The organism is Psychromarinibacter halotolerans, assembly GCF_029168315.1.
Taxonomy (GTDB): Bacteria; Pseudomonadota; Alphaproteobacteria; order Rhodobacterales; family Rhodobacteraceae; genus Psychromarinibacter; species Psychromarinibacter halotolerans.
Genome location: NZ_JARGYD010000002.1, coordinates 174,109 through 196,237, shown reverse-complemented (window position 1 = coordinate 196,237; position 22,129 = coordinate 174,109). Strand labels below are relative to the sequence as shown.

The 22,129-nt window shown below is 65.1% G+C and carries 22 protein-coding genes and 1 tRNA gene; 18 read left to right on the top strand and 5 right to left on the bottom strand.

Going from position 1 to position 22,129, the window contains the following annotated elements; all coding sequences use genetic code 11:
- Window positions 1–4 precede the first annotated feature (4 nt).
- Window positions 5–166 carry a hypothetical protein gene (locus P1K30_RS05880; RefSeq protein ID WP_275631761.1) on the bottom strand — a complete coding sequence of 54 codons (162 nt, stop codon included), beginning with the start codon at window positions 164–166 and terminating at the stop codon, window positions 5–7.
- A gap of 165 nt (window positions 167–331) precedes the next feature.
- Here P1K30_RS05880 and P1K30_RS05875 point away from each other — a divergent pair, with 165 nt between their 5' ends.
- The 10 genes from P1K30_RS05875 (at window position 332) to P1K30_RS05830 (ending at window position 9,883) form a co-directional block, all read left to right on the top strand.
- Complete coding sequence (locus P1K30_RS05875; protein ID WP_275631760.1) at window positions 332–2,302, top strand: AMP-binding protein; 1,971 nt, start codon at window positions 332–334, stop codon at window positions 2,300–2,302.
- A complete protein-coding gene (locus P1K30_RS05870; RefSeq protein ID WP_275631759.1) occupies window positions 2,299–2,856 on the top strand; it encodes a hypothetical protein in 558 nt (185 codons plus the stop codon). The genes P1K30_RS05875 and P1K30_RS05870 overlap by 4 nt, the downstream gene beginning before the upstream one ends.
- Window positions 2,853–3,671, top strand: coding sequence for an ABC transporter ATP-binding protein (locus tag P1K30_RS05865; RefSeq protein ID WP_275631758.1), 819 nt, complete (start codon window positions 2,853–2,855; stop codon window positions 3,669–3,671). Before P1K30_RS05870 ends, P1K30_RS05865 begins: the two co-directional genes overlap by 4 nt.
- Window positions 3,672–3,727: 56 nt before the next feature.
- Window positions 3,728–4,714, top strand: coding sequence for a branched-chain amino acid ABC transporter permease (locus tag P1K30_RS05860; protein ID WP_275631757.1), 987 nt, complete (start codon window positions 3,728–3,730; stop codon window positions 4,712–4,714).
- Window positions 4,715–4,754: 40 nt separating this feature from the next.
- Entirely contained in the window at window positions 4,755–4,952 is a 198-nt protein-coding gene (locus P1K30_RS05855; protein ID WP_275631756.1) for a hypothetical protein, read from the top strand.
- A 25-nt stretch (window positions 4,953–4,977) separates the two neighbouring features.
- Window positions 4,978–5,202: a hypothetical protein gene (locus tag P1K30_RS05850; protein ID WP_275631755.1), complete on the top strand. Its 225-nt coding sequence runs from the start codon at window positions 4,978–4,980 to the stop codon at window positions 5,200–5,202.
- Window positions 5,203–6,279, top strand: coding sequence for a branched-chain amino acid ABC transporter permease (locus P1K30_RS05845; RefSeq protein ID WP_275631754.1), 1,077 nt, complete (start codon window positions 5,203–5,205; stop codon window positions 6,277–6,279). It abuts the gene before it with no gap.
- A gap of 82 nt (window positions 6,280–6,361) precedes the next feature.
- Window positions 6,362–7,645, top strand: coding sequence for an ABC transporter substrate-binding protein (locus P1K30_RS05840; RefSeq protein WP_275631753.1), 1,284 nt, complete (start codon window positions 6,362–6,364; stop codon window positions 7,643–7,645).
- A 118-nt stretch (window positions 7,646–7,763) separates the two neighbouring features.
- Window positions 7,764–8,588 (top strand): ABC transporter ATP-binding protein, encoded by an 825-nt coding sequence (locus tag P1K30_RS05835; RefSeq protein ID WP_275631752.1) that lies wholly within the window; start codon window positions 7,764–7,766, stop codon window positions 8,586–8,588.
- A gap of 71 nt (window positions 8,589–8,659) precedes the next feature.
- Complete coding sequence (locus P1K30_RS05830; RefSeq protein WP_275631751.1) at window positions 8,660–9,883, top strand: phenylacetate--CoA ligase family protein; 1,224 nt, start codon at window positions 8,660–8,662, stop codon at window positions 9,881–9,883.
- 90 nt (window positions 9,884–9,973) lie between these two features.
- Here P1K30_RS05830 and ykgO read toward each other — a convergent pair whose 3' ends face one another.
- Together ykgO and P1K30_RS05820 are read right to left on the bottom strand one after the other, a co-directional pair.
- Window positions 9,974–10,099 (bottom strand): type B 50S ribosomal protein L36, encoded by a 126-nt coding sequence (gene ykgO, locus P1K30_RS05825; protein WP_039685556.1) that lies wholly within the window; start codon window positions 10,097–10,099, stop codon window positions 9,974–9,976.
- Between the two features lie 65 nt (window positions 10,100–10,164).
- Window positions 10,165–10,239: transfer RNA gene (locus P1K30_RS05820), tRNA-Val, on the bottom strand.
- A gap of 150 nt (window positions 10,240–10,389) precedes the next feature.
- On the opposite strand from P1K30_RS05820, the gene P1K30_RS05815 reads away from it, so the two are divergent.
- Complete coding sequence (locus tag P1K30_RS05815) at window positions 10,390–11,250, top strand: N-formylglutamate amidohydrolase (protein ID WP_275631750.1); 861 nt, start codon at window positions 10,390–10,392, stop codon at window positions 11,248–11,250.
- A 364-nt stretch (window positions 11,251–11,614) separates the two neighbouring features.
- Here the strand turns inward: P1K30_RS05815 and P1K30_RS05810 are convergent, their stop codons facing one another.
- Together P1K30_RS05810 and P1K30_RS05805 are read right to left on the bottom strand one after the other, a co-directional pair.
- Window positions 11,615–12,760, bottom strand: a complete 1,146-nt coding sequence (locus P1K30_RS05810) for an iron-containing alcohol dehydrogenase (RefSeq protein ID WP_275631749.1) — start codon at window positions 12,758–12,760, stop codon at window positions 11,615–11,617.
- A 2-nt stretch (window positions 12,761–12,762) separates the two neighbouring features.
- Entirely contained in the window at window positions 12,763–14,139 is a 1,377-nt protein-coding gene (locus P1K30_RS05805; RefSeq protein ID WP_275631748.1) for an aldehyde dehydrogenase family protein, read from the bottom strand.
- A gap of 550 nt (window positions 14,140–14,689) precedes the next feature.
- Here P1K30_RS05805 and P1K30_RS05800 point away from each other — a divergent pair.
- Genes P1K30_RS05800 through P1K30_RS05770 form a run of 7 tightly spaced genes read left to right on the top strand, consistent with a single transcriptional unit; the run spans window position 14,690 to window position 22,127 of the window.
- On the top strand, window positions 14,690–16,819 hold the full coding sequence (locus P1K30_RS05800) for an SEL1-like repeat protein (protein WP_275631747.1): 2,130 nt from the start codon (window positions 14,690–14,692) through the stop codon (window positions 16,817–16,819).
- Window positions 16,820–16,851: 32 nt separating this feature from the next.
- Window positions 16,852–17,616, top strand: a complete 765-nt coding sequence (locus tag P1K30_RS05795; RefSeq protein ID WP_275631746.1) for a DUF459 domain-containing protein — start codon at window positions 16,852–16,854, stop codon at window positions 17,614–17,616.
- Entirely contained in the window at window positions 17,600–18,496 is an 897-nt protein-coding gene (locus tag P1K30_RS05790) for a DUF459 domain-containing protein (protein WP_275631745.1), read from the top strand. Before P1K30_RS05795 ends, P1K30_RS05790 begins: the two co-directional genes overlap by 17 nt.
- 3 nt (window positions 18,497–18,499) lie before the next feature.
- Window positions 18,500–19,891, top strand: a complete 1,392-nt coding sequence (locus P1K30_RS05785) for an MBOAT family O-acyltransferase (RefSeq protein WP_275631744.1) — start codon at window positions 18,500–18,502, stop codon at window positions 19,889–19,891.
- Window positions 19,892–19,898: 7 nt separating this feature from the next.
- Window positions 19,899–20,132 carry a hypothetical protein gene (locus P1K30_RS05780; protein ID WP_275631743.1) on the top strand — a complete coding sequence of 78 codons (234 nt, stop codon included), beginning with the start codon at window positions 19,899–19,901 and terminating at the stop codon, window positions 20,130–20,132.
- Between the two features lie 19 nt (window positions 20,133–20,151).
- Window positions 20,152–20,943 (top strand): L,D-transpeptidase, encoded by a 792-nt coding sequence (locus P1K30_RS05775; protein ID WP_275631742.1) that lies wholly within the window; start codon window positions 20,152–20,154, stop codon window positions 20,941–20,943.
- Entirely contained in the window at window positions 20,940–22,127 is a 1,188-nt protein-coding gene (locus P1K30_RS05770) for a CapA family protein (protein WP_275631741.1), read from the top strand. The genes P1K30_RS05775 and P1K30_RS05770 overlap by 4 nt, the downstream gene beginning before the upstream one ends.
- Window positions 22,128–22,129: the final 2 nt, after the last annotated feature.

The window sequence follows — 22,129 nt, the reverse complement described above, 5'->3', positions numbered from 1 at the left end:
TCGCCTAGCCGCCGATCAGGCCGCGCACCACCGGCAGCGCAAGGCTGGCGGCCATGCCCACCCCGGCGCCCACGGCCAGCCGGACCGCAAGGCGCGGCATCGCCGGAGACGCGGCGCTCAGCCCGCTGCAGACGAGGGCGTAAAAGGCGATTGCGACCGGGTCCATGCGGCGATCCTACCACGGATGACGCAAGGGCAAAGCGTTTCCGCCACACGCGCCGCACCGGAAATCCGTTGACAGGACGCATGCAAAAGAAACAATCTTTCGTACGTTCCGCCGTTGGGAGGCGGTCGGAGCGTGTGGCCGGGCCGGCCACAAGGGAGGAGATGCGTGCCGAACCAGAGCAGCCCTGCGGCTGACCTAGTATCCGTTCCCGCGCTTCTGGCGCGAAACGCCCGAGAGTTCGGCGCGCGCCCTGCATATCGCGAAAAGGAATATGGGATCTGGCAATGCTGGACCTGGTCCGAGACGGCGGACGAGATCCGGTCGCTGGCGCTGGGCCTTCTGGCGCTGGGCGTGAACCGCGGCGACTATGTCGCGGTGATCGGGCGGAACCGCCCGGCGCTGTACTGGTCGATGGTCGCGGCGCAGATGTGCGGCGCCATCCCGGTGCCGCTGTACCAGGACGCGGTGGCCGAAGAGATGGCCTATGTGCTGGAACACTGCGGCGCGCGCTTCGCGGTCTGCGGCGATCAGGAACAGGTCGACAAGGTGATCGAGGTGCAAGAGACCGTGCCCGCGATCGAGCATATCCTGTACCTCGATCCGCGCGGGATGCGGAAATACGACCATTCTCGCCTTCACGCCCTGTCGGACGTCACGGCCGAGGGACGTGCCGCGCACGAACGCTTCGAAAAGGAACTGGACGCGCGCATCGCCGCCATCGGGTACGACGATACGTGCGTGATGCTGTACACCTCGGGGACGACCGGGCGGCCCAAGGGTGTCGTCCTGTCGAACCGCAATATCATCGAGTCGTCCAAGGCGTCTTCGGCCTTCGACCACCTGCGCGCAACGGACGAGGTGCTGGCTTATCTGCCGATGGCATGGGTGGGCGATTTCATCTTCTCGGTCGGGCAGGCCTATTGGAACGGGTTCTGCGTGAACTGCCCGGAAAGCCCGGCGACGATGCACGACAACCTGCACGAGATCGCGCCGACGTATTTCTTCGCGCCACCTCGCTATTTCGAGGAACGGCTGACGCTGCTGATGATCCGGATGGAAGACGCCGGGCGCTTCAAGCACTGGCTGTTCCACAAGTGCCTGAACTTCGCAAAGCGGGTTGGCCCGGATCTTCTGGATGGCAAGCCGGTCAGCGCGTGGGATCGCCTGCGGTATCGGCTGGCCGAGATAGTGATCATCGGCCCGCTGCGCAGCCGCGCCGGCATGAGCCGCGTGCGCGTCGGCTATACGGCGGGCGAGGCGATCGGGCCGGAGATCTTCGAGTTCTACCGCTCGCTTGGGATTAATCTGAAACAGCTGTACGGCCAGACCGAGGCGTCGGTGTTCATCACCCAGCAGCCCGACAACGAGGTGCGCGCGGACACGGTGGGCGTGCCTTCGCCGGGGGTCGAGATCCGGATCGGCGACAGCGGCGAGGTCTACTATCGCTCGCCCGGCACCTTCGTCGAATACTACCGCAACCCCGAAAGTACCGCGTCGACCAAGGACGCCGAAGGCTGGGTGGCGACGGGGGACGCGGGTTTCATCGAGGAAGGCACCGGCCACCTGCGGATCATCGACCGCGCGAAGGACGTGGGCAAGATGGCGGACGGCCGGCTGTTCGCGCCGAAATACGTCGAGAACAAGCTGAAGTTCTATCCCAATATCCTGGAGGCGGTCGTGTTCGGGTCCGGCCGCGACCGGTGCTGCGCCTTCATCAACATCGACCTGTCGGCGGTCGGCAGTTGGGCCGAACGCAACAACATCGCGTATGCGTCCTATCAGGAACTGGCGCAGCATCCGAAGGTCTACGAGATGGTGCAAGCGCATGTCGAAGAGGTGAACCGGTCCATCGCCGAGGACGAGATGCTGTCCGGCTGTCAGGTGCATCGCTTCCTGATCCTGCACAAGGAACTGGATGCCGACGACGGAGAGATGACCCGCACCCGCAAGGTGCGCCGCGCGGTGATCGCCGACAAGTTCTCGGACCTTGTGACGGCGCTGTATGACGGATCGGACGAGATCTACACCGAGACCGAGGTGACCTACGAGGATGGCCGCAAGGGCAGCATCAAGGCGACGCTGAAGATCCGCGATGTCGCGGTTGTCGGTGAAACGCCGAGGATGGCGGCGGAATGACGGTGCGGCGCTCGTACCGGGACAAGCCCGGCACATCGCCCCGCCCGCCATCCCGCGGACAGATCCTGCCGTTCCGCGCGGGGGCACGGGCGCGACCTGCCGCCCCGGCGGACTGCGGCCAATTCGTATCCGACTATCTGGACCGGGTCCGCCGCTGTGTCTTGGCCTGCGAGGAAGGCGGGCGGTTCCTGCGCCCGCACGATCCGGCCCCAGAGGCATGGTCCCTGACAGAAGCGATCCTGCCCGATGATGCTGGCCGGTCGATGAAGCTGGAGCTGCGCGAACGTTGCATCGTGCCGCGCGCATGGATCCGCGCCGCCTCTGCCCTGTTGGAAGACTGGGCCGCGACAGGTTTCCCAAAGGCTGTCGTCTGCCCGGTCCCGTCGCCGCACGGCATCCAGCACACCGAATGGACCGTGCCGCCCACGCCGGACCGCGCCGGGTTCGCCTTTGCGCAGGCCGTGGACCTGCGCGAGTCCGCGGCGGATCGCAGGCTGCCGGCACTGGTCTTCACCCTGCAAGCGCCAGCGTCGGCACAGCGGAGAAAGCCATGAAGGATACCGCCGACAGCTTCACCACGCCCGACGGCCGCACCATCGGCGGCGTGCTGATGGAGATGAAGAACATCACCCTGCGGTTTGGCGGGGTGGTCGCGATCAAGGACATCTCGTTCGACATCCGCGAGGGCGAAATCCGCGCGATCATCGGGCCGAACGGCGCGGGCAAGTCGTCGATGTTGAACGTCATCAGCGGGTTCTACAAACCGCAGGAGGGCGAGGTCTGGTTCCGTGGCGCGAAACGCGGGCCGGTCAAGCCGTATCAGGTGGCGCGGCAGGGCATCGCGCGGACGTTCCAGAACATCGCCCTGTTCGAGGGGATGACCGTGCTGGACAACGTGATGACCGGGCGGATTACCCAGATGAAGACGGGGCTTGCGTCGCAGGCCCTGTGGTGGGGCAAGGCGCAGCGCGAAGAGGTCGAGAACCGCGCGCATGTCGAGCGGGTGATCGACTTTCTCGAGATTCAGGCGATCCGCAAGACGCCGGTGGGCCGGCTGCCCTATGGGTTGAAAAAGCGCGTGGAACTGGCGCGCGCGCTGGCTGCCGAACCCAAGCTTCTGCTGCTGGACGAGCCGATGGCCGGGATGAACGTCGAAGAGAAAGAGGACATGTCCCGCTTTATCCTCGACGTGAACGACGAGTTCGGCACCACCATCGCCCTGATCGAACACGACATGGGTGTTGTGATGGATCTGTCCGACCGGGTCGTTGTGATGGATTACGGCAAGAAGATCGGCGACGGCACCCCGGACGAAGTGCGCGGCAATCAGGACGTCATCGACGCCTATCTGGGGGTGGCGCATGACTGACGGGGTTCGCTGGTTCGTAGTCCGGGGAAATCGCAAGCCGACTGAGGTGCAAGCTGATGCCTGACCAACTTCTCTTCGCGATGGAAGTCACCCTGAACGGCCTTATGGCCGGGGTGCTGTACGCGCTTGTCGCGCTGGGGTTCGTGCTGATCTACAAAGCCAGCGGCATCTTCAATTACGCGCAGGGCGTGATGGCGCTGTTCGCCGCGCTGACGCTGGTGGGGATCATGGACGGGCAGGTGCCGTTCTCGCACCTGATCAACGCCATGTTCGGGACCGAGGTGCACCATTTCGGCTGGCACGTTCCGGCGGTCGCGGCCATCGTCCTGACCATCGTGGTGATGATCGCGCTGGCTTGGGCGGTGAACCGGTTCATCTTCCGTCACCTTGTGAATCAGGAACCCATCATCCTGTTCATGGCCACCATCGGGCTGGCCTATTTCCTTGAGGGTTTCGGCGACCTGATGTGGGGGTCGGATATCAAGAAGCTGGACGTCGGCCTGCCGCAGGGCATCAACCTGTGGATCGACGACACGACGTTCAACGCTTTCGGCTATGGCTTTTTCATCGACAATCTCGACATCGTGGCCACCGTGATCGCGGCGCTTCTGGTGATCGGGCTGGTGATCTTCAGCCAGTACACCAAGCAGGGCCGCGCGCTGCGGGCAGTGGCCGACGATCATCAGGCCGCGCTGTCGGTCGGGATTTCGCTGAACTTCATCTGGGTACTGGTGTGGTCGGTGGCGGGCTTCGTCGCGCTGGTCGCGGGGATCATGTGGGGCGCCAAGTCGGGGGTGCAGTTCAGCCTGTCGCTGATCGCGCTGAAGGCGTTGCCGGTGCTGATGCTGGGCGGCTTCACCTCGATCCCCGGCGCCATCGTCGGCGGGCTGATCATCGGTGTGGGCGAGAAGCTGTTCGAGTTCCTTGTCGGCCCGCTGGTGGGTGGCGCGACCGAGAACTGGTTCGCCTACGTGCTGGCGCTGCTGTTCCTTGTGTTCCGGCCGCAGGGTTTGTTCGGGGAAAAGATTATCGAGCGGGTGTGACGGGCACTGGCCCGGCGCGGCGCGCTGAGAAGGAGGCGTCATGGACGCGACGACGATGAGGAAATGGATCGCCAACGGCAACGTACTGGGTTGGTCGGTGTTCTGGGTGTTCGGCTTTCTGGCCGTCACCGCGCCGGCGGATGCGGTCGGCCAGATGATCGGCGCCGCGGTGCTGGCCTTCATGGGGCTGGTGCTGGGTGTGTGGTGCTATCTGCGGATCGTGCGCGGGGACGTGTAACGCGCCGCAACCGGGGGAGGGACCGATGAGCCTGAGAGCGATGGGACAGGACCTGCGACAGACCGCAACCGTGGGCGACGGGCTTTGGCCGATGCGGCGCCTGCTGGGCGCGGCGGCATGTTCGACCGGTCTGTGGGGCGCCAGCGTGCTGCTGGCCGCACCGCTGGCGGCGAAGCTTCTGCTGCTGGCGGTCGCGGTAGTGTGCTGGATTTTCGTCCTGCGTCGGTTGGCGACGGGAAGGGGCGGCTGAATGTTCTATCGTGAAGCGGGCGAGTTCCGCACCTCCTACAAAGACGACAGCCAGACCTTCCCGATCGCCTTCGACAGGTGGCGGTATTACGCGGTGCTGGCCATTGCGTTCCTTGTGGTGCCCTTCGTCATCAACGACTACTGGGCGAACGCGATCTTCCTGCCGTTCCTGATCTATGCCATCGCCGCCATCGGGCTGAATATCCTGACCGGGTACTGCGGGCAGGTGTCGCTGGGGACCGGCGGGTTCATGGCGGTGGGGGCCTATGCCTGCTACAAGCTGATGACCGGCTTTCCCGATGTCAGCATTTTCTTCCACGTCATCGGGGCGGGGTTCATCACAGCCGGCGCAGGCGTGCTGTTCGGGCTGCCCAGCCTTCGGATCAAGGGCTTCTACCTTGCCGTGGCGACGCTGGCGGCGCAGTTCTTCCTTGTGTGGCTCTTTAACCGGGTGCCGTGGTTCTACAACTACTCGGCCTCGGGCCAGATCAGCGCGCCCGAGCGGGCGGTGTTCGGCGTGCCGGTGACCGGCCCCGCGACGGAACCTTGGGCGGCCTATCTGTTCTGTCTTGTCTTCGTCACGGCGCTGGCGTGGATCGCGCGCAACCTGACGCGCGGGTCGGTCGGGCGCAAATGGATGGCGATCCGCGATATGGACATCGCGGCCGAGATCATCGGGGTGAACCCGCTGACCGCCAAGCTGTCGGCCTTCGCCGTATCGTCCTTCTTCGTCGGCGTCGCGGGGGCGCTGTTCTTTTCCGTCTACCTTGGCGCGGTCGAGGTGGGCGAGGCGTTCGGCATCCAGAAATCGTTCCTTGTACTGTTCATGATCATCATCGGCGGGCTTGGGTCGATCTTCGGAAGCTTCGCGGGCGCCGCCTTCATGGTGCTGATGCCGGTGCTGCTGAAGAACGTGCTGGTCGGCGGGCTTGGCTGGGCCACCGACCTTGCGGCGCATATCGAGTTCCTGATCGTCGGTGGCCTGATCGTCACGTTCCTTGTGGCGGAACCGCATGGGCTGGCGCAGCTGTGGCGTGTCGCGAAGGAGAAGCTGAGACTTTGGCCCTTCCCCTACTAGGGGCGGGGAAATCGGGTGCCCGCGTCCGGGGGAGGAGACCGGGGCAAGGGCATCGAACAAAACCCAAGGGAGGAGATCACGAATGAGACTGAGACTAGCAGCCCTTGCGCTGGTGGGGGCGGTTGCCGCCGGGCCGGCGCTGGCCGACCTGACGTTCCCGTCGCTAAGCTATCGCACCGGGCCCTATGCCGCGAACGGCATTCCCTTCGCCGACGGCTATGCCGACTATTTCACGCTGATCAACCAGCGTGACGGCGGCATCGGCGGCGAGATGATCAACCTGATCGAGTGCGAGACCGGCTATAACACCGAGAAGGGGGTGGAGTGCTATGAGTCGACCAAGGGTCAGGGCAGCCTGATCTACCAGCCGCTGTCGACCGGCATCACCTATCAGCTGATCCCCAAGGTATCCGCCGACGGCATCCCGATGCACTCGATGGGCTATGGCCGCACCTCGGCCGCGAACGGCAAGGTGTTCGAGTGGGTGTTCAACTATCCCGCCAACTACTGGGATGGCGCGTCAATCGCGGTCAAACACCTGCTGGAGATCAACGATGGCGACCTGAGCGGCAAGAAAATCGCGCTGGTCTACCACAACTCGGCCTACGGCAAGGAACCGATCCGCACGCTGGAGGAACTGTCCGAGAAGCATGGCTATGAGCTTAGCCTGCTGCCGGTCGACCATCCGGGGCAAGAGCAGAAATCGCAGTGGCTGCAAATCCGCCGCGACCGGCCCGACTATGTGCTGATGTGGGGCTGGGGCGTGATGAACCAGGTCGCGATCCAAGAGGCCGCGAACATCCGCTTCCCGATGGAAAACTTCATCGGCATCTGGTGGTCCGGGTCCGAGAACGACGTGCTGCCGGTGGGCGAGGGCGCGAACGGTTACAAGGCGCTAAACATGCACCTGCCGGGCGCCGATTTCCCGATCTACGAGGATCTTCAAACCCACGTCTACGACACCGGCATGGCAGCCGGCGCCGGCGATCAGGCCGGAACGGTTCTGTATAACCGGGGTCTCTATGCCGCGATGCTTGCGGTCGAGGCGGCGAAAAAGGCGCAAGAGATCCACGGCACGTCCGCCATCACCCCCGCGATGATGCGCGACGGGATGGAGGCTTTGGTGATCGACGCGGCGCTGATGGAAAGCCTTGGCCTTCCGAACTTCGGACCCGAGTTCGAAGTCTCGTGCGAGAACCACGGTGGCTCGGGGCTTGGCATCGTGCAGCAGTGGGATGCAGAGGCCGGGACCTGGACCCAAATCACCGACTACATCGCGTCGGATCGCGACGTGCTGGATCCGCTGATCGTCGAGGATTCGACGGCCTATGCCGACGAGGCCGGCGTCGAGACCCGCTGCGACTGATCCAAGCAGTCCCGGGCCCTGCCCGGGGCCGGACGCATGAAAGGTGCGGGCGCCCTGGGCGCCCGCATCGACCACACAGGTCCCGGACCGCATCCGGGACAAAGAGAGATGGACGCAGATGCTGGATGCCGCACGCACCGAAGAGACCCTGCTAGAGGTCAACAACGTCGAGGTGATCTATAACCACGTGATCCTTGTGCTGAAGGGCGTGTCGCTGTCGGTGCCGCGCGGCGGGATCACCGCCCTGCTGGGCGGCAACGGCGCGGGCAAGACCACGACGCTGAAGGCGATCTCGAACCTGCTGCGGTCCGAACGCGGCGAGGTCACCAAGGGGTCGATCGTGTACCGTGGCGAGCGTGTGCAGGACCTGACGCCCAGCGACCTTGTCACACGCGGCGTCGTGCAGGTGATGGAAGGCCGCCACTGCTTCGAACACCTGACGGTCGAGGAAAACCTGATGACCGGCGCCTACACCCGCAAGGACGGCAAGGGCGCGGTCGAGGCCGATCTGCAGATGGTCTACGACTATTTCCCCCGCCTGAAAGAGCGGCGGAAATCGCAGGCCGGTTACACCAGCGGCGGCGAGCAACAGATGTGCGCCATCGGGCGGGCGCTGATGTCGCGTCCCGAAACGATCCTGCTGGATGAACCCTCGATGGGTCTTGCGCCGCAGCTGGTCGAAGAGATTTTCGGCATCGTGAAGGGCCTGAACGACAACGAGGGCGTGTCTTTCCTTCTGGCCGAGCAGAACACCAACGTGGCGCTTCGCTTCGCGCATTACGGCTACATTCTGGAATCGGGGCGCGTCGTGATGGACGGCCCGGCAGAGGCCCTGCGCGAGAACCCGGACGTGAAGGAATTTTATCTGGGCATGTCCGACGAGGGCCGGAAATCGTTCCGCGATGTCCGGTCGTACAGACGCCGCAAACGGTGGCTGAGCTGACGCGCTGACGCCGCGCTTTACCGGGACGGTTCGCGCATGTTGAGGTGGCGGCGGAGCGAGGAGGAAACCGCATGACATCCTATTTCGACGCGCTGGAAACGCGCAGCCCCGACGCACGCGCCGAGGCCTTGGCCGGGTTGCTGCCGGCGCAGATCCGGAATGCCCAATCCCGCGCCCCGGCGCTGGCCGAGCTTCTGGCCGAGATCGACCCGCGCGACGTGATCGACCGCGCCGCTTTGGCGTCGCTGCCGGTGATCCGCAAATCGGCGCTGGGCAAGGCGCAGTCCGAGGCGCCGCCGCTGGGCGGGTACGCCGCGCAGGCGCCCGTGGCTTTCGATCACCTGTTCCAGTCCCCGGGCCCGATCTATGAACCCGGCCGGATGGGCGGCGATTGGTGGCGGCTGGGCCGCTTCGTCCACGCGGCGGGGATCGGATCGGGCGATATCGTGCAGAATTGCTTTTCCTACCACATGACCCCGGCGGGCATGATGTTCGAAAGCGCGGCGCGCGCCGTCGGGGCCACCGTGTTCCCGGCGGGCACCGGGCAGACGGAACTGCAGGCCCGCGCGGCGGCGGACCTTGGCGTGACGGCCTATGCCGGGACGCCGGATTACCTGAAGGTGATCCTCGACAAGGCGGACGCTCTAGGGTTGACGCTGTCCATCACGCGGGCCGCCGTCAGTGGCGGTGCCCTGTTCCCGTCGCTGCGTCAGGACTACGCCGACCGGGGCATCGGCTGTCTGCAGTGCTACGCGACCGCCGACCTTGGCAACATCGCCTACGAAAGCGCGGCGATGGAGGGGATGATCGTGGATGAGGGCGTGGTGGTCGAGATCGTGCGCCCCGGCACCGGCGACCCGGTGCAGGATGGCGAGGTCGGCGAGGTCGTCGTGACGACGCTGAACCCCGACTATCCGCTGATCCGCTTTGCGACGGGCGACCTGTCCGCCGTGATGCCGGGCACCAGCCCCTGCGGGCGGACGAACCTGCGCATCCGGGGCTGGATGGGGCGTGCCGACCAGACGGCGAAGATCAAGGGCATGTTCGTCCGGCCCGAACAGGTGGCCGACCTTGTCGCCCGTCACCCCGAGGTGCAGCGCGCGCGCGTCACCGTGAGTCGCGCGGACGAACAGGACGTGATGGAGATCGCGCTAGAGACCGACGCAGACAATGCCGCACCGTTCGAGGCCAGCGCGGCCGAGGTTCTGAAGCTGCGCGGAAAGGTCCAGCTGGTGCCGGTTGGCAGCCTTCCGAATGATGGCAAGGTGATCGACGATCAGCGCGACTATTCCTGACCGCCAGCGCACGCGGATTCGCCGGCACCTGAAAAAGAAAAAGCCGCCCCGAAGGGCGGCTTTTTTCGCGCAGCGACGCGCTTGGTGGTTTTAGCCCTGACGAGCTTTGAACCGCCGCTGAGTCTTGTTGATCACGTAAACGCGGCCCTTACGGCGCACGATCCGGCAATCGCGGTGCCGGTTCTTCAGCGAGCGGAGCGAGTTCCGAACTTTCATCGGTCATCTCCTGTTGCCGGCGCCGGTGCGCCAGTGGTTACGTTTGCCCCGTTGCCGGGGTGGAATGGTGGGCGGTACTGGGATCGAACCAGTGACCCCTACGATGTCAACGTAGTGCTCTACCGCTGAGCTAACCGCCCTCCTGCGCGTGGCCACGTCTTGCTCTTAACGAACAAGACGCGGGTGAACCCCGCGCCGGTCGGCAAGCCTATAAAAGGTCTGTGCGCGGTGTTCAAGGGCTTTTGGCAGGCAATCGGTATGTCTATATTGGCGCGAAGAGGAGACCGCATTTGACCAAGGCGCCATTTACCCTTCGGGTACCGAAGCAGCAGTCCACGTCCGTCGTTTTTGCGTCTCCGCACAGCGGTCGGGACTATCCCTGGTCCTTCCTGCGCGGTTCGGTTCTGGACGAAAAGGCGATTCGGTCGTCCGAGGATGCGTTCGTCGATCAGCTGTTCGATTGCGTGACCGAATACGGCGCACCGATTCTTTCTGCCACCGCGCCCCGGGCCTACATCGACCTGAACCGCAGCGCCGAGGAACTGGACCCCGCCCTGATCGAAGGCGTGCGTCGCGGGTCGCACAATCCGCGCGTGACCTCGGGGTTGGGGGTGATTCCCCGCGTCGTGGCCAATGGGCGTGCGATCTATCGCGGCAAGATCACTTTGGAAGAGGCGCACACGCGGCTTCGCGATTATTGGCGGCCGTACCACGAACGGCTTCAGAAGCTGCTGGACGACACCCGCGAACAGCATGGTGAGGTCATCCTGATCGACTGCCACTCGATGCCGCACGAGGCGATCGACAGTGTCGGCACCCGTGGCACGCCGCATCCGCAGATCGTGCTGGGCGACAGGTTCGGCGCCGCTGCAGACGGCGCGATCGTCGAGCGGATCGAAGCCGCCTTTTCCGACGCCGGGCTGCGTGTCGTGCGCAACTCTCCCTTCGCCGGGGCCTACACCGCGCAGCACTATGGCCGCCCGTCGCGGCGACAGCATGTCGTGCAGGTCGAGATCGACCGTTCGTTGTACATGAACGAGCGGCTGATCCGCCCCAACGCCGACTTCGACCGGTTCCGGTCCCTGATTCGAAGCATCGTCGCCGATCTCACGGGCATTGGCCGCGTCGACGTCCCGCTGGCGGCGGAGTAACTTTTCCGAAAATGGGCTAAGGACGAGGCGGCAACCGGTCAGGTCGATCGGACGCTCCGTTGCATCGCCTTGCCGAGGTTCCTCTGTGGCGAACCTGCCCGGCGTGCAATGTCGGGCAGCGTGTACCGGGCCGGACCCTCGGGAGGAGGAGGAGAGGCGGTACCCGGCACACTCTGCATATTCAGGATGCCGTGTCCGGGCCAAAGCGCAAAGTTGTTCTGCGGGTGCAGCGCGCTCGTTTGGGATGTTTGCCCAAAAGATGCGCGGAAATGCCGCCTAATGTTTAAGCGAACGGCGTGGGAGTGTACGCCGCCGCTATATCTGGTGGCTGACGCGCCGCGATGCCTAGCCGCGGCGCAGCATTCTAAAGGACCGCTTCGTATAGCGGCCGCGTGTTTTCCGCGGTCATTTCGACCGGGTTGCCGCCGCAGGACGGGTCTTTCAGCGCGTCGGCGGTCAACACGTCCAGATCCGGGTCTTTGACGCCCAGCTCTGACAGGGTCTTCGGGATGCCGAGGCTGTCGTTGAACCCGTCGACGAAATCGCAGAACCCATCGAAGCCGCCGTCGATGCCAAGATAGGCCGCGGCGCGGTCGAACTTGTCGCGGATCGCGTCGGCGTTGAACTTCAGGACCACCGGCATGAACACCGCGTTGGTGGTGCCGTGGTGGGTGTGATGATGCGCGCCGATGGGATGGCTTAGCGAGTGGATCGCGCCAAGTCCCTTCTGGAACGCCGTCGCGCCCATCGCCGCCGCGCTCATCATCTCGGCGCGCGCTTCGATGTCGGTGCCGTCGGCATAGGCGCGCGGCAGGAACTCTTTCACCAGCCTCATACCTTCCAGCGCGATGCCTTGGCTCATCGGATGGTAGTGCGGCGAAGAATAGGCCTCGACGCAGTGCGCGAAGGCATCAAGACCGGTCCCGGCAGTGATGTGCTTTGGCATGCCCACGGTCAGCTCGGGGTCGCAGATCACGACAGCGGGCAGCATCTTCGGGTGGAAGATGATCTTCTTCTCGTGGCTCGACGTGTTGGTCAGCACCGTGGCGCGGCCAACCTCGGACCCGGTCCCGGCGGTGGTCGGCACGGCGACGATCGGGTGGATGCCGTCGGGATCGGCGCGGGTCCACCAGTCTCCGATGTCTTCGAAATCCCAGACCGGGCGCGTCTGCCCGGCCATGAAGGCCAGCGTCTTGCCGAGATCGAGGCCCGAGCCGCCGCCGAACGCGACCACGCCGTCATAGCCGCCTTCACGGTAAACCTTCAGCGCCTCTTCAAGGTTGGTGTCGGACGGGTTCGGATCGACCTCTGCGTACAGGGCGCGGCCCAGCCCGGCCGCCTCGACCACGTCCAGCGTCTTTGACGTGATCTCCATCCCGGCAAGGCCGCGGTCGGTGACCAGCAGCGGCTTCGACATCCCGGCGGCAAGGCAGGCCTCGGCAAGTTCCGAGATGCGGCCAGCGCCGAAGCGCACAGCGGTGGGATAGGACCAGTTCGCGGTAGGGGACATGGCTACGCCTTCTTCAGATGGTAGGATTTCGGGCGGGTCAGTGCCTGATAGGCCAGCTTCGACAGCCCGGCGCCGCGGCCGGTGTCCTTGCAGCCCGTCCAGCACAGCGCCGGGTCGAGATAGTCGCAACGGTTCAGAAAGACCGTGCCGGTTTCCAGCCGGTCGCCGATCTCTTCGGCTGCGGCGGGGTCGTTCGTCCAGATCGAAGCGGTCAGACCAAAGCGGCAATCGTTCATCAGCGCGACGGCTTCGTCATCGTCCTTCACCCGCATGATGCCGACCACCGGACCGAAGGTCTCGTCCCGCATCACGCGCATATCGTGGGTGACCCCGGTCAGCACCTGCGGCGTCATGTAGGCACCGCCGTCGTCGGCGGGCATCGTCGCGATATGCGCCGTCGCGCCTGCCTCGACCGCCTCGGCCACCTGTGCGCGGGCCTCGGCGGCGAAGCGGACATGCGCCATCGGGCCAAGCGTGGTGGCGGTGTCCAGCGGATTGCCCAGCACCTGCGCCCCGGCCCAAGCGACCGCCTTTTCGACGAAGGCGTCGTACAGGCTTTCGTGGACATAGATCCGCTCGATCCCGCAGCAGCACTGGCCCGCGTTGAAGATTGCCCCGTCCATCAGCCCATCGACCGCCGCGTCCACATCCGCATCGGCGCGGACATAGCCGGGGTCCTTGCCGCCCAGTTCGGTCGACACCGGGATGAAAGTGCCTGCCGCCGCGCGTTCGATCGCCTTGCCGCCGCCGACCGAGCCGGTGAAGTTCACGAAATCGACGTGGCGTTCGGAAATCAGCGTGCCGGTGGTGTCGTGGTCGATGACGACGTTCTGGAACACGTCCTTCGGCACACCAGCTTCGTGCAGGGCGTCGGCCAGCCGTTCGCCGACCTGAAGCGTCTGCTGCGCGTGCTTCAGGATCACCGTGTTCCCGGCGATCAGCGCGGGCGCGACGGTGTTGATCGCGGTCATGTAGGGATAATTCCACGGCGCGATCACCAGCACCGTTCCCCAAGGGATGCGCTTCAACACGCGGCGCGCGGTTTCGCTGTCTTCGATGACGTCGTGGGCCAGCCCTTCTGCCGCGATATCGGCCATGTAGGTCAGCCGTTCGCTGAACCCGCCGAACTCGCCGCCATAACGCACGGGGCGGCCCATCTGATGCGCCAGTTCCAGCGCCATGCGGTCGGTCGAGGCGCCGATAATCTCGTTCGCCTTGCGCAGCATCGCGACCCGGTCTTCCAGCGGCAAGGCAGCCCATCCGGGCTGTGCGGCACGGGCGCGGGCGGCGGCGTCGACGGCGGCGTCGAGGCTCAGGTAGTCACGGGTCAGGTAGACCGAGCCGTCGATCGGCGAGATCAGGTCAAGGGTCTTGGGCATTGGCGTTCATCCGGTCTGTCTTCGCCGGGATTAGCCGTTCCGGTTTCGCCAGTGTCAAGAAGGTTGCCCAGGGCGTCACGTTCTGGCGCACGCCCGCCGTGGCGGAGCGCCGCCCGGTCGGGCGGGACGCGTATTTCAGATGCAGCTTTGTAAGCCCATGAAAGTCATGCGTTTCCGGGTCTGAAATGCATGGCAACCCGCCGGGCGGTCACAGGATGATGGTTAACTGATTCCCTTTCGACTTCGCCGCGGTGCGGGAATCTGCGCCTGTGGATAGGGTCCGGTGGCGTCGTTTGTGCCCGGGCTGCAACAATCGCTTGGGGGCGTCGCGGGACTCGGATCACAAATCCGGGGACAGCCGGGGCAGGCGGTTGTCGGATAGGGTCGGCGGCACTACCGTCGACCTGCCTCGATGCGGAACCCTCCGCAACGTCCATGAGGAGTTTTTCCTGTGCCCCTGGCTCGCTCTTTCAGAACTTTCGCGTCCATTCTGACGCTTTTCGCCGTCTCCGTCGCCGCGCCCGTCCGCGCGGCCGAGGAAGACCCGCGTATGCAGATCCTGTTCGTCGGTGCCGCCCCCGAAGCGGGGCTGGACAAAAGCCTGCCCGCCGACGCCCCCGTGATTGCCATCGGCGCGTTGCCAGAGGCCGATGCCGTGCGCCAAGAAGTGTTCGCCGCCCGTCTGCGCGCGAACCCGGTGTCGACCTTCGTGTCCACCCCGACAGAGACCGGCAAACAGTTCGAACAGTTCTTCCTTGTCGCCCGCGCGACGCTTTCGGCGAATGCGGAAGGCTTCCGGCTTGGCCTTGGCGACGGCGATTTCACGCCCGAGGATTTCGCCAGCCGTCTTGGGTCCGCCGTGCAGGCGTTCGATCCGCTGAACCGCCACGTCGGGTTCCTGCATATCGTGGACCGGGACGATGTCTTCCCGCGCGCGGTGCCGGAGCTTCAGACCGTTCTGGACCAGCTTGGCTTCGACATGATGGTACTGATGGTCGAGGGCGCCGAAGCCGCGCAATGCACCGCCGGGCAACCGCTCCATTACAGCGTGGTCAGCGGCATGGCCGACCGCGCCCCCTTTGGCGACGCCGACGGTGTGTCCAGCATGGCCGAGGTTGAAACCTACCTGTCCGAGGCACTAAGCCGTGCCGACTCGCGCGGGTGCGGGCCGGCATACAGCCTGATCCTGAAATCGACGGACGATCCGCAGCACGCCGTGGTCGGCCAGCCTGCCGCGCCCTTCGTGGAAATGGAAAACCGCCTGTACCACGAGACGTTCGAGGCGATGTTCCTGATGGAATCGGACGACATCGCCAGCGTTCAGACCTTCCTTGAATCCTGCGTCTATTGTCCGAACGAGGCCGAGCTTGCCGGTCGGATGAAGTCGATGGAAGACGCGACCCGCACCGCGATGCTGGAACAAGAGATCTGGGACCGCATCAAGCAGGACGACAGCCGCGAGCGTCTGGCGATCTATGTCGAAAACTGCGTGCTGTGCGCCCACCGCGACGAGGCGACGACGATGATCGACCTGATCGAGGCGAAGGCCGCCGCCTATTCGCAGGAACAGTCCGATTTCGCCGCCGCGCGCGAGGCGGGCGACCTGTCCGCCCTGCGGGCCTATGCCGAAAGCTGCGTCGCCTGCACCTACCGCGAGGAAGCCGACGCGCAGATCGAGCAGATCGAGACCGACGAGGCCTATCAGGCAGAGCGTGCCCTGCTGGCCGAGGCGGTCCGCACCCGCAACCCCGCGCGGCTGGAAACCTATATGCGGTCCTGCACCGTCTGTGACGGAGAGGCCGAGGTGTCGCAGACGCTTGCGATGATCTCGAAGCTCGAGTCGATGCGCGAGCCCTGTCTGGAACTGGCCGGGCTTCCGCAGTTCGAAGGCCCGCGCAAGCTGGAAGACATCGACCGGACCCGCGCCGTGGCCGTCTGCGAAGCCGCCGCGCGCGAGTTCCCCGAAGACGGGCTGCTGCGCACCATGATCGGCCGCATCGCGCAGGCCGCTGGCAATTTCGAAGAGGCGAAGGCCGCCTATGCCTTTGGCATGGAACAAGAGGTGCCCGCCGCCTACGGGCTTGCCGCCTATAGCTTCTATTCGCCCGAGGACGGCGCGGGCGTCGATCTCGACAAGGTCGAGGAACTGGCCGCGAAGGGCGCCGAGATGGGCGACTGGCTAAGCCACGAGATCCTGACGGTGATCTATTCCAAGGATCTGGTGCCCGGAAAGTCCGGCCCCGAGGCCTTTGCCGTCGCCAAGGCGGTGGCAGACCAAGGCAACCCTTTGGCCGAATTCTTCGTCGGGTACTATTACCTGACCGGAACCGGGGTCGCTCAGGATGACGACATGGCCGCCCAGTGGCTGCGCAAGGCGGTGGAACAGGGCTACACGCACGCCTATTCCTTCCTTGCCGAGTTGCACGAACGCGGCGTGAACGGTATTGCCAGTGCAGAACAGGCTGCCGATCTTTACTGGGATGCGCTTCAACAGGGCGACCCCACCGCGACCGACCGCCTGACAACACAGCTGAACAACCGGGATCGCGAAGTCGTGCGGATCATTCAGTCCAAATTGAGAGACGCGGGCCTGTATCGCGGGCCGGTCGATGGGGTAGCCGGGCCGGGTACGGTGTCGGCAATCCGTGAATATGCCGTCTCTCTGACGCGGCAGGGCTGAGCACACAAAGCGAGAACCGAGAGGGGGCAGGCATGAGGAACTACCTTTTGGGGGCCATTCTGGGCCTTTCGGCGCTGGTCGCGACGATGGGCCAGGCTCAGGCACTGGACGCTCCGTCCTGTCCGAAGACGCCGATGCGCGTCGTCGTGCTGGGGGACAGTCTGGCCGATGGCCTGTGGTCGTCGCTGTACCGGGTGTTCGCCCAGTGCGACACGATGAATGTCGTGCGCCTGACGGCGGTGTCCGACGGGCTTGCCAAGACGTCCGACCAAGACTGGATTCACCGCTATGTGTCGAAAGCTGGCCAGCCGCAGGACAAGTCTAACGACATCGTGATCGTCCAGATGGGCGCCAACGACATCACGACGATTCGCAACGGCCGTACCCGCGAAAGCTTCAATACCGAGGTCTGGAACGCACTGTACCAGCAGCGTGTCGTGACGCTTGCCCGCACGCTGGAAGCGAACTCGGCCAAGCTGTACTGGGTCGGCCTGCCCGTCGTCGGCAATACCAGCTGGGAGCCGTCCTACAGGATCATCTCGCAGCTGCAGTCCGCCGCCGTGCGCAAGGCGGGCGGCACCTTCGTCGATATCCACGAACTGACCACCTTCGGCACCGGCGACTTCTCGATGAACGGTAACTTCGAGGGGCGGCTCATGCAGCTGCGCGCCGCCGACAAGGTGCATTTCACGAAGCCGGGCTACGACTATGTCGCAAGCGTGGTGCTGGCGGACCTTGGGAAGGTCATCGAGAATCACAATCGCAGGATCGCTTTGCAAGATGTTCAACTTCAGTAAGGCGCTTCTGCCCCTCGTCCTGATTGGCCTGACCGCCTGCAGCACCCCGCCGCGTTCCGCTGGCGCACAGGATCTGTCGGTCGAGTTCCATTCTCCTGCACCGGAAGCCGCCGCAGAGACCGAGACAACCGTGACCACGCCGCCGCCCAGCCCGAACCGGCAAGCCTTCTTCGCCCCCACCGGGGGATCGATCCCGGCCCGTGTCACGCGCGCCATCACGCCCGAGGCGCCGCTGCGGATGATGATCGTCGGCGACAGCCTTGCCGACGGGTTCGGCATGTTCATGAAACAGCGCGTCGCGAACCGCGGTCTGCCCGTCAGCGTCGACAACCGGGGCAAGACCTCGACCGGGCTGGCCCGTGGCGATTTCTACGACTGGCCCGGCAACTTTGCCGCGATGGCCGCCGCGAACCGGCCCGACGTCGTAGTCTTCCACTTCGGCGCCAACGACAACCAGCCCCTGCGCTATGCCGCGGGTGGGTCGGTCCCCTACGACACGCCCGAATGGGAGGCCGCCTATCGCGCCGAGGCGCGCAAGATGCTGCAGGCGGCCGCCGCGACCGGCGCTGTCGTCTACTGGCTTGGCCCGGCGCCCGACCGCGATGCCCATCGCAATTCGCTGCTGACCCGCGCGAACGTCTGGTTCCGCGAAGAGGCGCTGAAGGCCGGCGCGCATTTCATCTCGATCCCCGCGTTCGCGGCCGGTCCCAGCGGCGAGTTCGTCACCACCGCCGGAGGCACCACCATCCGCGCCGGCGACGGATCGCATTTCACCGCGAACGGGTATTACCTTGTCGTGGACAACATCCTGCGGGCGCTTGAACGGGACAATCCCGGCATCTTCAATCCGCCCTCGGTGGAGGTTGCGGGCCTGCAGTAAGCCATGGTCTTCCCGACGCTCCAGTTCATCGGGTTCTTCGCCGTTGTCCTGGCGCTGAACGGGCTATTCTGGAACAGCAATGCCCTGCGCAAGGGCATGCTGCTTCTGGCCTCTTACGTCTTTTACGCCGCTTGGGATCCGCGCTTTGTCCTGCTGATGGCCTTTGTGTCGCTTGTGGCGTGGGGCGCGGGGCTAGGGGTGAAGGTGCCGGGACTTCGGCGGCTGTCGAAGGTGCTCAGCATCGTCGCCATGCTGGGCGTGCTGGCGGTGTTCAAGTACTTCGACTTCTTCATGTTCCAGCTGCAGGCGCTGCTGCAGGACACCGCCTTTGCCCGAGACCTGACATGGATGACCGTCATCCTGCCGGTCGGGATCTCGTTCTATACCTTTCAGGCAATTAGCTACGTGATGGACGTGGACCGGGGGCATATCACGCCCTGCCGCAACCCGTTCGACGTCGCGCTGTACATCTCGTTCTTCCCGCAGCTTGTGGCGGGCCCGATCGTGCGGGCCGCGCATTTCCTGCCGCAGCTCGACAACCCGCGCCGCCCCGATGCCGTTGCCCGCGCGACGGCGGTGGTGCTAATCCTGTCGGGGCTGTTCAAGAAGATGGTCGTCGCGAACTACCTTTCGGTGATGCTGGTCGATCCTGCTTTCGGGCTGCCGGACGGCCAGTACTGGCTGTCCGCGCTGACGGCGACGCTTGGCTATGCGATCCAGATCTACTGTGACTTCTCGGGCTATTCCGACATCGCCATCGGCGTCGCGCTGCTGCTGGGGTACGAGTTCAACCGCAACTTCAACCAGCCCTACCGCGCCGAGTCCCTGCGCGATTTCTGGCAGCGGTGGCATATCTCGCTGTCCACGTGGATCCGCGATTATCTTTACATCCCGATGGGCGGCAGCAAGGGCGGCACGGTCCGCCGATCCTTCACGCTTGTGCTGACCATGACGCTGGCGGGCCTGTGGCACGGGGCGGGCTGGAACTTTATCCTGTGGGGGTTCCTGCACGGCGCGGGGCAGGCCATCGAGCGTGGCTTTCGCGGGCTTGGCGTGGCGCTGCCGCGTCTGCTGGGCATCGTCCTGACCTTCGCCATCGTCGCTGCGCTGTGGCTTCCGTTCCGCGCTCACAACTTCGCGGACACGCTGTCGATGCTGGCCGCTTTCGGCAAGACCGAGGGCTACGCCGCCCCAGAGCTGACCCCGACCGTCTGGGGCCTGATCGCAATCGGGTTCGCGATGAACTGGCTGCCGCTGGCATGGCGCGACCGCGCGACGATGGTGCTGGCCCGGCTTGCCCCGGAATTACAGGCACTGATTCTCGGAATCGGCATCTTCGCGTTGTTTGCAACCGCTCAAGAAGGCGTCGCACCCTTCATCTATTTCCAGTTCTGAGGCCAAGATGAGCCAGATGACCCGCTTCACCCTCGCCTGTATCGCCGCACTTGTTGCAGCTTGGCTACTTTCGGGAGAACGGTTCCTGGATGCGGTTTTCAACATGATGGACCTTGGGTCAGTCGACGATACGATCATCGCCGGGGTTGTCGTGCTGGAAGACTGGAAAGCTGGTCTTTCGCTGCCGGATGTCTTTGGGTCCATTCGCATGGCAATCCACAGAGGCCTGGGATTGTTGTGAGATGGACATATCAAGACGGATGGCACTGGCCATCGGCGCGGCATTCGTCGCGCGGCCCGCGCTGGGGATAGAAACCCCAGGCGTCGGCATTCCGTACCTTGAGGAGCTGGGTCGACCCGGCGCGCTGCCTGACGGGATGGCTTTCGTCCCGCCGTCGCGCGTCGACCTTGCTTACAGCCATGTCATCTACATCAATGCCGCACTGTCCGGGCCGGGGGCGCAGAAGATGTGGGTCATCGAACGCGCCCCCTCGGGCACCGCAAGCGGCTGGAAGCTGGCGTTGCACGACCCCGAATTGTGGGCCGATGCCACGCCGGAATATTCGTGGCCGGTCTCGACGGGCCGCTATTATCAGGGCGACAACCGTTCCGGCCCGACGCCACTGGGCGTGTTCAACGTCGACGACCGTGGCTATCGCCATGTCAGGGGCTGGGGCGCGCCGGGCATGTACAACTCGATCTTCATCGACCTGCATTACAGCGGCGGCCGCATCTCGGGCGTGGCGATGCACGGCACCACGCAATCGAAATACTCGCTGCTGGGCCGGCCCGACAGCCACGGCTGCATCCGCATGGAACAGCCCAACGCGGACGCGATCTGGTCGATGTTCCACGGGGACGGAACGCCGGGCGAAGGCTCGCCGCTGTGGTCGGCGGCGGTGCCCCGGTATTTCACGTCAGAGCCCGAGCAGAACTGGAACACGCGCTGGAACTACACCCGCGACGGCAGTTTCCTGTACGACGCGTCGGGCGAGCGGCTGACCAAGCCGGGTTATTCCGCCCTGTTCGTGATCTTCCGGGACGATCTGTGACCCGACTGCGGGGGCTGTGCGGTGCGCTTGCGCTTGTCGCGGGCCTTCTGGGCCTGCCAGCGACGGCCCCCGCGCAAGAGATCGTCATCACCTTCGCCGGCGACACCAACTTCGCCGGCTCGCACCAGACCCCGAACCCCGCGCTGGTGCGCAAATGGGGCACCTATACGCTGGACGACCTGACCGAAACCGTCCGCACCGAATGGACGGGCGACGTTAACTTCGTGAACGTCGAGACGGTGGTCGGCTATTACGACGGTGCGCCGCAGGGCAAGCAGTTCGTGTTCCGCAGCCACCCCGACCAGTTCCGGCACCTGATGGATCTTGGCGTCAACGCCTTCGCGCTGGCCAACAACCATTCGTGGGATCACGGCTGGCCGGGGCTGGAGATGACCCATTCGTTCTTCGCCTCCGAGGACCGCGCCGACCGTCCGCTGCTGTTCGCCGGGGTCGGGCCGGACCAGATCCCGTACGAGCCCAAGGTGATCACGGTGAAAGGGGTCCGCGTGGCCCTGTCCGCGATGTCCTTCGGGTCGGGCGCCTACGCTCCCGGTCCGGGGCGGTCGGGCATGGCCTATATCGGCGACTACGACCGCATCCTCGACGCGCTGCGCCGGACCGAGGCCGACATCAAGCTGCTGTCGATCCACTGGGGCACCGAGAACGACATCGGGCTGGGCTGGGGGCAGGCCGACCTGTTCCGCCGCGCGGTGGACGAGGCGGGGGTGAACCTTGTGATCGGGCATCATCCCCACGTGGTGCGCGCGGTCGAAGCGCGGCCGTCGGACAGCGCGGCGATCTTCTATTCGCTTGGCAACTTCCTGTTCATCGGCGGGGCCGCGAAAGACAGCCACCCGCTTGGGCACGACTACGGTCTGATGGGCAAAGCCTATTTCGACGTGAAGGACGGCGATGTCCGACTGGCGGCGTTGGAAGCGGTGCCGTTGAAGGGCGTGCACGAGGTGCCGCGCCGCCCGAACCCGGCGCGTGCCGCCGCCACGATCGAGCATCTGAACGGCCTGTCCTCCCGCGACCTTGGCGCGCTGGGCGCTTGGTTCCGTGTCACCGATTCAGAGACGCCGCGCGGGCTGGCCTGCTATGGCGGCCCCTACGGTCCCAAGGCGCGCGCCATGTGCTGCACGATGGAACGCAGCGTACACTGCGACCTGCCCGACCTGATGTAGCG